Below are 14,398 nucleotides of genomic sequence, written 5' to 3' on the forward strand. Positions count from 1 at the left end.
TCTCTTCTACTAAATTCTAGACCTCCCGCTGTGCGAAAGTCCTGTCGCGCTACACTAGGTCAGGTACCCCTTTAGAGAGGAAAGCATCGATGAGCACTCTGCCGCCGGTTCGGACGGTTCACGTGTATTCCATGCACACCGACCCTTTTGCGCAGCCCGGTAGCGGAGATGCAGGCGGCATGAACGTCTATATTGCCCGGTCGGTGCATGCCATGCTGGAGCTGGATCCCGAGCTGCGGGTTGAGGTTTTCACCCTGGACCGCGGTGAGGCGCTTCCGGCTGATTCGCCGTTCCGTCAGCCTCCTCAGCCCGGCGAGCGCCTTGTGCGCCACAGTCTTGATCTGCCCTCCGCCCGTGGTCTTTCGAAGAATGAGCTGGCTACGGTCACCGATGATTTTGCGCAGGCGTGCGTGGAGCAGGCGCTGTACACCCCGGATATTATTCACGCCCACTACTGGCTGTCGGGTCAGGCGGCGGCTCGCGCATCCGAGCTGTGGTCGGCGAAGGGTGCCGGCTCCCCCGTTCCTGTTCTCTTTACTCCCCACACAACGGCTGCCACCAAGGATGCGCGCCGCGGCGAAGGCGAGGCACCCGAACCCGAGGAACGCTACCGCGCTGAGTACCTGATGAGTAGCTCCGCGAGCCGGGTCATTGTGAACACTCCCCTGGAGGCGCAGCAGATGGGCGAGTACTACGGTACGGACGCGCAGAAGCTTGCCATTATCCCCCCGGGTGTTGACACCTCGATTTTCCATACGATTCCTGGCGTGCATCCGCTCAATGACACCTCGGAGACTCGTTGCCGCATTGTGTTTGCCGGTAGGCCTCAGCCGTTGAAGGGCCCACATCTGCTGGTGGAGGCGCTCGCGCTACTCCCCTCCGATCTGCAGGTGGACGTGGATATTATTGGTCGTTCCGATTCGGATTATGAGCGCCGCCTGTTGCAGCGTGCAACTGAGCTGGGTGTGGCAGATCGGGTGCATTTGAAGGACCCGGTTCCGGCGTCTGAGTTGGCGAATATTTTCCGTGCCGCCGATATTGTGGCATCCCCGTCGTCGTCTGAGACATTCGGCCTGGTCGCTTTGGAAGCGCAGGCGTGCGGCGCGGCAGTGCTCGCTACGGATGCTGACGGTCTGCGCTATGCGGTGGAGAACCACCGTACGGGCCTGCTGGTGGCTCCTCGTACTCCGCAGCGTTGGGCTGCGGCTATTGAGCGTCTGGTGCGTGCCCCGTATCTGCGCCACTCGTTGGGCGCGAACGCTGCGGCGCGTGCCCGCACGATGGGTTGGGACCAGACGGCGCGTAAGACCCTAGAAGCTTATGCCGAGGTACGTGAAGGTATCTCGCAGTAATGTATTTTTCACGTCATGAGGAGTTTTAATGTCTTTCTCCATGAGCCGCGATGAGTTCGCCGCATACCTGGATTCGGTGCGTATTACCGGCGAGGTGGCGACCCCGCGCGAGAATAATCTGGACCATATTCAGGGTTTCCTGGATGGCAATGAGCACCTTGAGTTTGGTGTTCAGTGGACCCGCGAGTGGGATTACGATTCGGTGTTTGAGGTGATGGTCCGCCGTGCGGGTCTGAACCCGGACCGTTCGCATACTCACGGTCAGGACACGATTGGTGCCGAGCAGTGCATCAGCGCCCTGGAGGAGTACGCCCGTATCTTCGGCGAGGCGGTGCGTGCCGGTTCCCGCATCCTGTTTGCGACCGGTCACCCGGCGGGCCTGTTCCCCATTTACGCGGTAATGGCTGCAGCGGCGAAGGCTGCGGGTGCTGAGGTTCTTCAGATTGAGGAGGGCGAGCGTTTCCTCGACGGCGACGTCCGCCAGATTATGGATGTCGTGATGTTTGAGCAGTACGGCAACCTGCAGCATACACATTTCCCCGGCCCGATGCGCATCGCTTTGGATCAGCTGGAGGCGCGTGGCGTGACCCCGGATCTGGTGGTTTCGGATCACGGTATGGGTGGTTATGCGGCGTCTACTCGTAAGCTGCTGACGATTGGCATTGCGGATTGTAATGATCCCGGTCTGTTTGTTGCGGCTGAGCAGGGAGATTTGCCGGTGTGTGTGCCGATGGACGATAACGTTCCGCCGCGCCGTTATGAACCGATGATTGATTTCATTTTGGATCGTGCGGGGCTTGAGCGCCCTTAATGTCCCTTTTACGCCGTGTGCGTAGGGCTTGTTATTGAGACTCCGGGATTTGTCTTTTTATATGCCGGTTATTGTTTTTCTGCAGATGCGTGAAACATACCGGTAATTTTGGGAGTTTCTTAGCTCCACTAGGCATTCTTCCCGGAGGCTCTTATTCTCTTATTTTTCTGTGATTGATTTCATCACACCGGAGCGACTTTGCCTCTTCATTCTTCGAGACGGAAGACCCCCGACCCCGTAGAATAGTTTACGGAACACGTTTATGCGCTCAGCGGGCTCATATAACGCTCCACTAGGCGTCTTACCAGCGCCTTTGCCGTAGTCTCTGCCATTATTCACTCAGCAAGATTAAGGGTTCACTCATTCATCAGGACAAAGACTAGGACACGTCTCCCTTACACCGATAATTAGGGGTAAATGTGCCTATTCGCCGCTCTCAGTCCGCAATACAGGACAAATTTCCGGGGAAGATTACACCGTTGAAAGTACAAGATCGTCTTAAAAAAATGTGGGGTTCAGACTTCGTTATCAAGCGAAGCTGGCATCCCAAGGTTCAGCGCGCCCTTTACTTTGGCGATTTTTTCGCCATTGCTGTTGCGGTTGTCGCTGCGCATCTGATTCGTTTCGGGTGGGAAAATGCTGACCTGCCCTATGTGAACGTTTGGCCTATTAATGTTCTCGATGGCCGCGTACCCGCGATGGACTATATCTTCTTGGGTATTGGCCTGACCATTGGCTGGTGGTTTATTCTCCAGGTGAATGGCTCCCGTAGCCTGCGCATTATGGGTTTCGGTACTGAGGAGTACCGCCTCATTACTCGCGGCAGTACTTATTTCTTCTGTCTGCTGATTATTGTGGCGTTCTTCCTCAAGGTTGACGTCACCCGCATGTACCTGCTGATTGCTTATCCGCTGGGCCTGTTCTTCCTGCTGATGGAGCGTTGGGTTATTCGTCAGGGCCTGGTGCGTTCGCGTACTCGCGGTCGCGCGCTGACTCGCGTCATGATTATTTCTGATGTGACGACCGGTCAGCACCTGTACAAGAATTTGAAGGATGTGGTTGCTTCCGGTCTGTCCCCCGCTGCGTTCTACCTGCCCGGTTTCACTCCCGGTACTACTGTTGCTGGTGCGCCGATTCCGGTGCTTGGTTACAGCACTTCTCCGGCTGACATTATGGAAGCTATCCGCGAGAACGATATTCACATGGTCGCTGTTACGAATGGCCACCATTTGAGCCCGGACCAGGTTCGTCTGCTGGGTTGGAAGCTGGCGGATGCGCATATTTCGCTGATTATGGCTCCGGCTACGACCGATATTGCTGGTCCGCGTATGCACATGCAGCCGCTGAACGGTCTGCCGCTGGTGCACGTGTCGACTCCGCGTATTACCGGTCTGTCGGCGTTCTTCAAGCGCGCCGTGGACGTTGTGTCCTCGGGTCTGGGTTTGATTCTGCTCTCTCCGCTGTTCCTGGTGGTTGCTCTGCTGGTTAAGCGTGATGGCGGCCCGGTCTTCTTCCTTCAGAACCGTGTGGGTCTGAACGGTGAGCTTTTCAAGATGGTGAAGTTCCGTTCGATGCGTACTGATGCTGAAGAGGTTAAGAAGCGCCTCATGGAGCAGAACGAGGGTAACGGCGTGCTCTTCAAGATGAAGGACGACCCGCGTATTACCCCCATCGGTAAGTTCATCCGTAAGTACTCGATTGATGAGCTGCCTCAGCTGTGGAACGTGTTCATTGGCGATATGTCGCTGGTGGGTCCGCGTCCTCCGCTGGTTGAGGAAGTTGAGCAGTACGAAGATATTGCGTACCGCCGCCTTCTGGTGAAGCCGGGTATTACCGGCCTGTGGCAGGTTTCGGGTCGTAGTGACCTCTCTTGGGAGGAGTCGGTTCGTCTGGATCTCTACTATGTTGAGAACTGGTCGCTTACCGGTGACTTCATTATTCTTCTGCGTACTGTCCGTGCGGTTTTCGCTAAGGAAGGCGCGTACTAAGAAAGATGGTGGGAGTTTCTCCCGCCGATGCGTATGCCGGTTTTTAGTGATGCTGTCCCGGCACAGGCAGCTCGGTATCGTGCATTGATGTAAACGCGTTGAAGGGGCGTGAATCCATTTCCGATGGATTCACGCCCCTTCTGCATACCCAGGGTGTCTGGGGGCTTTTCTCTTCGTCTTGAGACGAGTGTCAGAGCTTCAGTGTGCTAGCTTTGTTCCCGCTCCCCTATTCTGCGATGAGTCGGGCGATAACTTCGGGGAGCATCTCCGCGACGCGGGTTGCGGGTGCCGGGCCGGGCCGGGCGTCCTTGACGCTTCCGGTGGCGCTGGCGCGTGCGGCTTCGCCGTGCAGGTAGACGGCGAGCGCACCGATGGAGGCGAAGGTGCAGCCTTCCAGCGCTTCTCCGCGAGCATCGAAGGCTGCTACGGTCTGGGCGAGCAGTGCTCCGTAGATGCCGGTGAGGGTGTCTCCGCTGCCTGCGGTGGCGAGCCAGGGGCTTCCGCCAGCAACGCTGTAGGTGGCGCCGTTGGGCGCCGCGATGAGCGTGTAGCCGCCCTTGAGCATGACGGTGGCGCCGGAGAGTTCGGAGGCGGCGCGTACCCAGCGGAAGGGTTCTGCGTCGATATCCTTGCGGCTGGGTACGATGGCGTCACCCAGGTGCTTCTTCCAGGTTTCGGGGGCGAGCTCGTGCACGATACGCAGGAAGCGTTCGAGCTCTGCGGCATGCGGAGTGAGGATCTTGTGGGAGCCGAGGGGCTTGCCGGTTGCCAGGTATTCTGCCGCCAGGTCGCAGGCGCCCGCGTCGATGATGGCGGGTTCGGGCGAGTGGAGCAGGTAGCGGTTCTTGTCCAGCGAGTCGTGGCTAGAGCCAGATCCGCCGGCCCATACGGTGACCCTCTGCAGGGCGGGGGCGCCGCTGAAGTAGACGGTTTCGGGGTTGTGGGCAATCATGAGCTGGCGTAGCTCGTGAGAATTGGCGTTGAAGCGGACCATGCCCACGCCGGTGTTGAGGGCTGCGCGTACACTCATGAGGGCTGCGCCGGGGTATTCGAGGCTACCGGTGAGCATGCCCAGTACGCCGCGGGTGTACTTGTGGGAGTGCTCGTCGGGTACTTCGATGAGTTCGCGGTAGTCTTCGCGGTCGAGAACGCGCAGGGCAGGCTTGTGGGAGTTGAGGGCTTCGGGAACGCCAAGGTCGTAGAGTTTGATGTCTCCGGAGTGGACGCTGTGGCAGGTGCCTGCCGGTAGCTTGTGGCCGATGAAGGTGACGGTGCGATCGGCGCGCAGGGAGGGTTCGTGCACGGTTCCGCGGTTGTTGTCGACTCCGGAGGGGGTGTCTACTGCGAGGACTGCGCCGAGCTTACCGTCGAGCTGCGCTGCACGGAGTACGCCCAGGTATTCGCCGGCGCTACCGCGTACGGCACCGCTGGAGCCGGTACCGAGGATGCCGTCAATGGTCAGGTCGTAGCCGGTAAGGTGTTCGAGGGTGTGTTCGGGGTCGAGTACGCGGGTGCCTTCGCCGCCTTCGCGGGCGATGAGTTCGAGGTTCTTTTCGCTGGGGTCGAAGATGACTGCGTCAACGCGGTGGCCCTTGGCACTGAGACGGGCGCCGGCGTAGATGGTGTCTGCGCCGTTGTTGCCCGGGCCGATGAGGAGCAGGATTTTGGCGTTTTCTGTGCCGTGGAGTAGCTCCTGCGCTTCGGCTGCGACGGCGTCTGCGGCGCGTTGCATGAGGTATCCGTCGTAGTCGGCGGCTTCGATGTAGGGCTTTTCTGCTTCGCGTACCTGGGAAGCAGTGTAGATGAGCTTCATTGCTGTCTCCTTGGGTGGCACCGTGCGGGCCTTAGGGGTCACCTGGTTGTGATGTTGATGTGACTCTGTGTTGGTGTAATTCTGTGTTAGTGTGACTCTACGTTAGTCGTCGGTGTCATCACCGGCGATGACGCTGAGTCGGTAGCTTTCGGGGTTGAACTTTTGCAGGTGCGCCAGTTCTGCATCGCTGAGGTATTCGGCGGTTGCGATGGCGATGGCGATGGGTTCATCGTGGGTCAGCGAGAGGTGGATGCGGTTGATGCCGAGTTCTTTAGCACGGCGGGCGATGGTGCCCTGAATGATGAGGTAGGGTTGGCCGCTTTCGGCGGTGGCGACTTCGCAGTCTTGCCAGTTGAGTCCGGCGGGTGCTCCGAGTACTTTTGCGACGGCTTCTTTGGCGGCAAATCGTACGGCTTGGGAGCGTACATTCCGGGTACGTTCGTTGGGGGTGAAGACGCGGCGGACGAAGGCTGGTGTTTCGGTGACGATTCGTTCGAATCGTTCGATGTTGACGGTATCTACGCCGATTCCCATGATCATGAGCTTCACCTTCTGGGCTAGGGGTGGTGCCGCGTCCTGTTTGCGGTTTCTCTTGTTTTAAGTCTAGCGAGATTCGTTTCTTTTAGATGGGATAGCGGCAAATATGACGCATAGTTGATATCTGTTTCACAGCGTCTATTTTTGTTGGGTCATCCACGAATAACCACCAGGTTAAACGACAAGGGCGGTGGTCAAGTTCTCTAAGAACTCAACCACCGCCCTTGTCGTTATCGCTGAGGCGATTTCCGAGGATTACTCCAGAGGATTACTCCACGGTCACGGACTTTGCGAGGTTACGCGGCTGGTCAACGTCCAGGCCCTTAGCTTCTGCCAGTGCGCATGCGAAGATCTGCAGGGGCACGGTTGCCAGCAGGGGCTGCAGCAGCGAGGGGCATGCCGGGACGGTGATGAGGCGGTCTGCGTAGGGCTTGACGGCCTCGTCGCCTTCCTCTGCGATGACGATGGTGAAGGCGCCGCGAGCGCGCACTTCCTGGATGTTGGAGACGACCTTGCCGTGCAGGGAGTCGCGACCGTTTGCGGAGGGAACCACTACGATGACCGGCTGGCCTTCATCGATCAGTGCGATGGGGCCGTGCTTGAGCTCGCCTGCTGCGAAGCCTTCAGCGTGGATGTAGGTGATTTCCTTGAGCTTGAGTGCGCCTTCCATTGCGACGGGGAAGCCCACGTGGCGGCCAAGGAAGATCACGGAGGAGGCATCCTTCATTTCGACGCCCAGTTCCTTGACCTGGGTGTCGTTGTCGAGGACCTTCTGGATCTTTGCGGGCATGTTCTGCAGCTCGGCAAGGATCGAAGCAATTTCGTCCTTGTACTTGTTGCCGCGCAGCTGTGCCAGGTACAGGCCAAGCAGGTATGCTGCGGTGATCTGTGCCAGGAATGCCTTGGTGGATGCCACTGCGATTTCGGGGCCTGCGTGGGTGTACAGCGCAGCGTCGGATTCGCGGGGCAGGGTCGAGCCGTGGGTGTTGCAGATGGAGATAACCTTTGCACCCTGTTCGCGTGCGTGGCGCACTGCCATCAGGGTGTCCATGGTTTCGCCGGACTGCGAGAGTGCCACGATGAGGGTCTTCTCGTTCACGATGGGGTCGCGGTAGCGGAACTCATGTGCGAGCTCAACCTCGGTGGGGATGCGGCACCAGTGCTCGATGGCGTAGCGTGCCACCTGGCCTGCGTATGCTGCGGTACCACATGCGACGACGATGATCTTGTCGATGGTGCGCAGCACCGAGTCGTCAATGTTCAGTTCGTCGAGGGTGAGGTTGCCGTTTTCGTCGAGGCGGCCCATGAGGGTCTGCTCAACTGCGGTGGGCTGCTCGTGGATTTCCTTCTCCATGAAGGAGTTGAAGCCGCCCTTTTCAGCTGCTGCGGCGTCCCATTCGATGTGGAAGGGCTTGCCCTCTGCGGGGTTGCCTTCGAAGTCGATGATGGAGTAGTCGCTGCCGGTGATGGTCACGATCTGGTCCTGACCCATTTCGACGGCTTCCTTGGTGTAGTCAATGAACGCGGAGACGTCAGAGCCGAGGAAGTTCTCGTTCTCGCCCAGGCCGATGACCAGCGGGGAGTTGCGGCGGGTTGCCACAACGCGGTCCGGGTGGTCGGCGTGGATAGCCAGGATGGTAAATGCACCTTCGAGGCGGTTGGATGCGACGCGTACTGCCTCGGTGAGGTCACCGGTACCGAGCTTGTTGTAGATGCTTGCGATGGTTGCTGCAGCTACCTCGGTGTCGGTCTGAGATGCGAACTCTACGCCTTCGGCGAGCAGTTCGGCACGCAGTTCTGCGAAGTTTTCGATAATACCGTTGTGTACGACGGCGAGGCGGCCGTTGTCGACAACGTGGGGGTGAGCGTTGTTGTCGGTGGGTCCACCGTGGGTAGCCCAACGGGTGTGACCGATACCAATCTGGGAGTCCGGCAGGGGGTTTTCCTTAACCTCGTTTTCGAGGTTCAGGAGCTTGCCTGCCTTCTTACGGAATACGATGCCGTCGGGGCACACGAGTGCCACGCCAGCAGAGTCATAGCCGCGGTATTCCTGGCGGCGCAGACCTTCGAGGACCACATCGTATGCGTTGTGGTCAAACTTGTTACCGTCCGGAGCAGTGTCCAGACCTACATATCCTACGATTCCACACATGCTATAAGTTTATCCCACAAGTATCCAGATATGCGCACGGTGAAATACCGTTATACGTCACGTTTATTGTGGCTTTCCTGGCTTTTTCAGGTTTTACCCTTTTCTTTCCATACATTTATTTCTTCAGACATACCGTGAGAGTAGATATTTTCCCCACGGGCTGAAAGTTCGTACACTTAGATAAATGAGCACCGCACCGTATTTTTCTGGCGATGACCGCTTCATGCATCTTGACCGTTCCCGTTGGTCGCACCTAGCCGATGAGATTTCTGTTCCCCTCAGTGCTGAGGAAATTGAGTCTCTTCGAGGCCTGGGTGAAACTGTCGACCTTGAGGAGGTGCAGCGTATTTATCTGCCGGTTTCTCGTCTTCTGAATCTGTATGTGACTGCTGCTTCTTCGTTGAACCATATGACAAATGATTTTCTGCATGTGTCTCAGCGGCGTGTCCCGTTCATTATTGGTGTGGCGGGTTCTGTTGCGGTGGGCAAGTCGACGACGGCGCGTATTTTGCAGGCTCTTTTGAGTCGTTGGCCGTCTACTCCTAATGTTCAGCTGGTGACGACGGATGGTTTCTTGTACCCGAACGCGGAGCTTCAGCGTCGCGGCATTATGCACCGTAAGGGTTTCCCGGAGTCTTATGATCGCCGTGCTCTGTTGAATTTTGTGTCGCAGGTGAAGTCCGGTGCCGAGCATGTGGTGGCGCCGAAGTATTCGCACCTGTATTACGACATCATGCCGGATGAGCATATTGAGGTCACTGCACCGGATGTACTGATTCTTGAGGGTTTGAATGTTTTGGCACCTTCTCAGGCTGAGGGTCCGGAAACTTCTGATCTGACGCTGAGCGATTTCTTTGATTTCTCTATTTATGTGGATGCCCGCACTGAAGATATTGAGCGCTGGTATGTGAATCGTTTCTTGACTCTGCGTTCTTCGGCTTTTGCGAATCCGGAGTCGTATTTCAAGCGTTATGCGGAGCTGAGCGATGAGCAGGCGGTTGAGGTAGCGACCGGCATTTGGAAGAGCGTGAATGAGCCTAATCTGGTGCAGAATGTTTTGCCGACTCGTGCTCGTGCGCATTTGATTCTGCAGAAGGGTGCCGAGCATACCGTGGAGCAGGTTCTTCTGCGTAAGAACTAGAGGTTCTTTAGGTTTTTAGTGTTCGTGTGCGGCTTTTAGCCCGTATTGTGGTGCATTCTAGTAGAAGGCGCCGGAGGCTCCACTCCCTCGCGGGGTGGGTTTAGGCTTCCGGCGCTTTTTGTTTGCATCTACGCCATGATGAGGAGTTATTGTGAAGTCTCTGCACCGTACGTCTACCGCTCAGGAGTCTCTTAATAGTTCTGCGCTGAACCGCCGCGCTCTCTTGGGTGCCGCTTTGGGGGTTGGCGGTACCGCACTATTGGTGGCTTGTGGTTCGCAGGGTGGTTCACAGGGTCAGGGTGCCTCCTCTTCATCTTCTGCAGCGAGCGCTTCTGCTTCTGAGTCTGCGACGGCTTCAGTGGCTTCTTCTAGTGCCTCTTCCACTGCGGCGACCTCTTCTGCCGCGCCCTCCCCTGTTGCTTCTGCTACCGGTGCTTCTGCCAGCACTTCAGCTTCTGCGAGCACGTCTTCTTCCCCGTTGGCTCTTGCTCAGCCGAGTGTTGAGTCTCAGCCGGACTCGTTGCGTTGCCTCGTGAATAAGATGCGCCCTTTTGCGCAGCAGGACTGGGAGCCGAGTGACCTGGTGGAGTTCTACGGCCATCAATTGCGTGCTGAGGCGGCTAAGGCGGCGGACACGATGATTGATGCGGCGGCGACCGACGGCGTGACCCTGCTTGTTTCTAGCGCGTATCGTTCGTATGCGGTGCAGCAGCAGACCTATCAGTATTGGGTTTCGGTGAACGGCCAGCAGGTGGCAGACCAGTTGTCGGCTCGTCCCGGCTATTCGGAGCATCAGACGGGTTTGGCGATTGATTTTGCTTCTCCTGAGGGTTGCCGTCTGGAGGAGTGTTACCGCGATACGCTGGCTGGTCAGTGGTTGGCGAAGAATGCTCCGCGTTACGGATATATTTTGCGTTTCCCTGATGGTCGTCAGTCGGTGACCGGTTATCGTTTTGAGCCGTGGCATTACCGTTATGTGGGTGTGCAGATTGCTCAGGAGTATGTGTCTTCGGGTGCGAAGACTTTTGAGGAGTTCATCGGTACGGGTGCGGCACCCGATTATGCAAGTGCGAGCTAGGCTCTGGGCTAAGCTTTCAGCTTTGCCAGGTGCGCTAAGCGGTGATGTGTGTCGTATTTCTAGGTTTCGTACCGGGAATAAATAGGCACAGTAGATGCATATTTTTTCGCGTACACGCCGCGTAAATCCGCGATTTTTCGCAGGTTTCAGAGATTTTTACTCACCTTTATATGACCTAGACCTTAAGTATTGGGTACCACAGAACCACTGTGAAGAAAAACACATGCTTTACAGTGAAAATTTTCTCAGAATATGGCATTTTGAACACCTAAAAGGCGCTATTCTATATCTCATGCTTAAGGGTTTTAAAGATTTTCTGATCCGCGGTAACGTCATCGACCTCGCAGTTGGTCTGATTATGGGTACCGCCTTCACCGCTGTGGTGACCTCGCTTGTCCAGGCCGTCCTGATGCCCGCTATCTCGATGCTGGTTAAGTCCCCCAACTTCGATGAGTTCCTGGTCTTCGGCCAGATCAAGGTTGGCGTGTTCCTGACCGCTGTTGTCAACTTCATCCTGATTGCAGTTGCTGTGTACTTCGCAGTTGTTGTCCCCACTCAGAAGCTGACTGAAATCGCACTGGCTAAGAAGAAGGCTGAAGACGAGGCTGCTGAAGAAGAGGAAGAGACCGAGATTGCCCTCCTGAAGGAGATCCGCGACGCTCTGGCAAAGAAGTAATTTCTCTGCTCTCTAACACTAACTTTCGAACCCCCGTATCCCTGTGGATACGGGGGTTTTCCGTATCCACATCCCCTACGACCACCCAAGATAACGAAGAAGGGCTGGGAAGGTAACACCTTCCCAGCCCTTCTCTATCCTCCACTGCGGTCTTCACACCGGAAGAATACGTTTAGAGTGCCAATTCCTTAGCCACAACGTCAGCCAGCTGCTGAGCAACCTCATCAGCCTGCTCCTGGGTTGCAGCCTCAACCATCACGCGGACCAGAGGCTCAGTGCCGGATGCACGCAGCAACACACGGCCGCTCTCACCCAGTACTCCTTCAGCCTCGCTCACAGCGGTAGCGAGCGCCTCGTTGGTCTTGACCGCCGCACGGTCAACGCCCTTGACATTGATTAGGCGCTGCGGGGTGGGCTGCATGCGGGATGCCAGCTCCGAGAGGGTCTGACCGCTACGTGCCACCTCTGCAGCCAGCTGGATGCCGGTCAGAACGCCGTCACCGGTGGTTGCGTAGTCGCTCATGATAACGTGGCCGGACTGCTCGCCACCGAGGTTGTAGCCGTGCTCGCGCATAGACTCGAGGACGTAGCGGTCGCCCACAGCGGTGCGGCCGAGGGTAATGCCGTGCTCGCGCAGGTACAGCTCCAGGCCCAGGCTGCTCATTACGGTTGCGACGAGGGTGTCCTTTGCGAGCTTGCCTTCGCGCTTAGCGGCAACAGCCAGGATAGCCATAATCTGGTCACCGTCTACCAGATTGCCCTTTTCGTCAACTGCCTGGCAACGGTCCGAGTCGCCGTCGTGGGCGATGCCGAGGTCCGCGCCGTGCTCAACGACTGCTGCCTGCAGCTTCTCGGGGTGGGTGGACCCCACGCCGTCGTTGATGTTGGTGCCGTTGGGCTCTACAGCCAGTGCGACAACCTCTGCACCCAACGCTTCGAAAGCTGCGGGAGATGCTGCGTATGCCGCACCGTTTGCGCAGTCCAGAACAATCTTCTTGCCTGCGAGGGGCTTGCCTTCAGGCAGGGTGGAGACCAGGTGCTTCACGTAAGCCTCGGTACCGTTCTCCAGGGGCTTGACGGTACCCACAGCACCACCGGTCGGGTAGCGGAAGGACTTCTCACGGTAAACGCGCTCAATGGCGTCCTCAACGGAGTCTTCCAGCTTCTGGCCGCCTCGGGCCAGGAACTTAATACCGTTGTCCGCTGCCGGGTTGTGCGATGCAGAAATCATCACGCCGAAGTCAGCACCGGTGTGTGCCACCAGGTAAGCTGCTGCGGGGGTGGGGACAATGCCGGCGTCCAGCACGTCAACACCTGCGCTAGCGAAGCCAGCCTTCATCGCAGAAACAATAAAGTCTGCAGAGGATCGGGAGTCATTTGCAATCACGGCACGGGGGCGTATGCCCTCTTCTACCGTGTCAAAGCCCAGCACAATAGAAGCCGCCTGTGCGAGCTCCATAGCCAGAGCGGGAGTAATTACATCGTTTGCCAGACCGCGTACGCCGTCGGTTCCAAAAAGTCGTTCAGTCACCCTTTTATTTTACGTTGTGCGTAACTCTGCTTAGGCGCATACACCGTAAATTCTTCATAATCAGAAAGTGATTTTCAGCGGCTATATATCTGCTTCATAGCTAATGTTTCTATAGACACGCAAAGGTGCCTGCTCTCAGTTCCCAGAGAGGGAAAAGAGAGGCAGGCACCTTCATAGTGCAAGCTGTTTGGCGGTTCTATCGCCGCAGGGTTGAGTTATTGCTCTCCCCTATCTATCAACGCTTACTTGACGACCGGGAAGCCGTCGGGAGAGTCACCGGACTCATCCTCGAAAACGTGCGATGCAGAGCGGACGATCAGCGAGTCGAGCTCGCCCACGACTGCCTCATCCTTGGAGGGGTAGTCGAACTGGGAGAGCACGTAACGCATTGCTTCCAGACGTGCGCGCTTCTTGTCGTTGGACTTGATAACGGTCCAGGGGGCATCACCGGTGTGGGTGTAGAAGAACATTGCTTCCTTCGCCGCGGTGTAGTCGTCCCACTTGTCCAGGGATGCCAGGTCGGTGGGGGAAAGCTTCCACTGGCGAACCGGGTCGGTACGGCGGGAGGTGAAGCGTGCGAGCTGCTCTTCGCGGGTGACGGAGAACCAGAACTTGATGATGTGGATACCGGAGTTCACCAGCATGCGCTCCAGGTCCGGAACTTCGCGCATGAACTCGAAGTACTGTGCCTGGGTGCAGTAGCCCATAACGCGCTCAACGCCGGCACGGTTGTACCAGGAGCGGTCCATCAGGACGATTTCGCCGCCGGAGGGCAGGTGCTTGATGTAACGCTGGAAGTACCACTGGGTCTGCTCGATATCGGTCGGCTTCTCCAGTGCCACAACGCGAGCGCCACGGGGGTTCAGGTGCTCGGTGAAGCGCTTGATGGAGCCACCCTTACCTGCTGCGTCACGGCCTTCGAAGATGATGAGGATCTTCTGACCGGTGGACTTAGCCCAGAGCTGCAACTTCAGCAGCTCAATCTGCAGGGCACGCTTTTCCTTCTCGTATGCCTTACGGCTGAGCTTGGTGTCGTAGGGGTAACCCTTCTTCCATGCCTGCGAGGTTTCGTCGTCCTTCTTGTCCTTGCCGAGGGCGCGGGTGAGGGAAGCCATTTCGTCCAGCTCTGCCGAGTAGTCTTCGACAACGGAGGTGCGGCGTGCCTGGGGCTTCAGGGCTTCCTTGATGGCTTGTTTCTTCTCAGAACCGGTGTGTGCGTGTGCGCCTCCAGCGGCGTGCTGGTGGGCTTCAGTCTGAGGAGCCTCCACTGCCTTCTCTTCGGGCTGGGTGGAGGGATTCTGCTCTGCCATGAGTACTCT

The 14,398-nt window shown here is 57.5% G+C and carries 11 protein-coding genes; 6 read left to right on the plus strand and 5 right to left on the minus strand.

Going from position 1 to position 14,398, the window contains the following annotated elements; genetic code table 11:
- Positions 1–89 precede the first annotated feature (89 nt).
- The 3 genes from HMPREF2842_RS04195 to HMPREF2842_RS04205 all read left to right on the plus strand — a co-directional run bounded on the left by HMPREF2842_RS04195 (position 90) and on the right by HMPREF2842_RS04205 (position 4,151).
- The gene (locus HMPREF2842_RS04195; protein WP_049346434.1) at positions 90–1,352 is read left to right on the plus strand and encodes a glycosyltransferase; all 1,263 of its coding nucleotides are present in this window, start codon (positions 90–92) and stop codon (positions 1,350–1,352) included.
- Positions 1,353–1,380: 28 nt separating this feature from the next.
- Entirely contained in the window at positions 1,381–2,163 is a 783-nt protein-coding gene (locus HMPREF2842_RS04200) for a phosphatase (protein ID WP_049346436.1), read from the plus strand.
- A gap of 506 nt (positions 2,164–2,669) precedes the next feature.
- A complete protein-coding gene (locus HMPREF2842_RS04205) occupies positions 2,670–4,151 on the plus strand; it encodes a sugar transferase (protein ID WP_070642928.1) in 1,482 nt (493 codons plus the stop codon).
- 226 nt (positions 4,152–4,377) lie between these two features.
- On the opposite strand, the gene HMPREF2842_RS04210 is transcribed toward HMPREF2842_RS04205, so the two are convergent.
- The 3 genes from HMPREF2842_RS04210 to glmS all read right to left on the minus strand — a co-directional run bounded on the left by HMPREF2842_RS04210 (position 4,378) and on the right by glmS (position 8,653).
- Positions 4,378–5,964: a bifunctional ADP-dependent NAD(P)H-hydrate dehydratase/NAD(P)H-hydrate epimerase gene (locus tag HMPREF2842_RS04210; protein WP_070642931.1), complete on the minus strand. Its 1,587-nt coding sequence runs from the start codon at positions 5,962–5,964 to the stop codon at positions 4,378–4,380.
- 102 nt (positions 5,965–6,066) lie between these two features.
- Complete coding sequence (locus HMPREF2842_RS04215; RefSeq protein ID WP_070642933.1) at positions 6,067–6,504, minus strand: holo-ACP synthase; 438 nt, start codon at positions 6,502–6,504, stop codon at positions 6,067–6,069.
- A gap of 265 nt (positions 6,505–6,769) precedes the next feature.
- Positions 6,770–8,653, minus strand: a complete 1,884-nt coding sequence (gene glmS, locus HMPREF2842_RS04220; RefSeq protein ID WP_070506897.1) for a glutamine--fructose-6-phosphate transaminase (isomerizing) — start codon at positions 8,651–8,653, stop codon at positions 6,770–6,772.
- 184 nt (positions 8,654–8,837) lie between these two features.
- On the opposite strand from glmS, the gene coaA reads away from it, so the two are divergent.
- The 3 genes from coaA to mscL all read left to right on the plus strand — a co-directional run bounded on the left by coaA (position 8,838) and on the right by mscL (position 11,548).
- Positions 8,838–9,794 (plus strand): type I pantothenate kinase, encoded by a 957-nt coding sequence (coaA, locus tag HMPREF2842_RS04225; protein WP_070642935.1) that lies wholly within the window; start codon positions 8,838–8,840, stop codon positions 9,792–9,794.
- A gap of 151 nt (positions 9,795–9,945) precedes the next feature.
- Positions 9,946–10,872 (plus strand): M15 family metallopeptidase, encoded by a 927-nt coding sequence (locus HMPREF2842_RS04230; protein ID WP_070615106.1) that lies wholly within the window; start codon positions 9,946–9,948, stop codon positions 10,870–10,872.
- A gap of 292 nt (positions 10,873–11,164) precedes the next feature.
- Positions 11,165–11,548, plus strand: a complete 384-nt coding sequence (mscL, locus tag HMPREF2842_RS04235; protein WP_049349266.1) for a large conductance mechanosensitive channel protein MscL — start codon at positions 11,165–11,167, stop codon at positions 11,546–11,548.
- A 172-nt stretch (positions 11,549–11,720) separates the two neighbouring features.
- On the opposite strand, the gene glmM is transcribed toward mscL, so the two are convergent.
- Together glmM and ppk2 are read right to left on the minus strand one after the other, a co-directional pair.
- Positions 11,721–13,079, minus strand: coding sequence for a phosphoglucosamine mutase (gene glmM, locus HMPREF2842_RS04240; protein ID WP_049349264.1), 1,359 nt, complete (start codon positions 13,077–13,079; stop codon positions 11,721–11,723).
- Between the two features lie 242 nt (positions 13,080–13,321).
- A complete protein-coding gene (gene ppk2, locus HMPREF2842_RS04245; RefSeq protein WP_049346444.1) occupies positions 13,322–14,389 on the minus strand; it encodes a polyphosphate kinase 2 in 1,068 nt (355 codons plus the stop codon).
- Between the last annotated feature and the right edge of the window lie 9 nt (positions 14,390–14,398).

Source organism: Rothia sp. HMSC069C10 (assembly GCF_001812205.1).
In the GTDB taxonomy this organism is placed as follows: Bacteria; Actinomycetota; Actinomycetes; order Actinomycetales; family Micrococcaceae; genus Rothia; species Rothia mucilaginosa.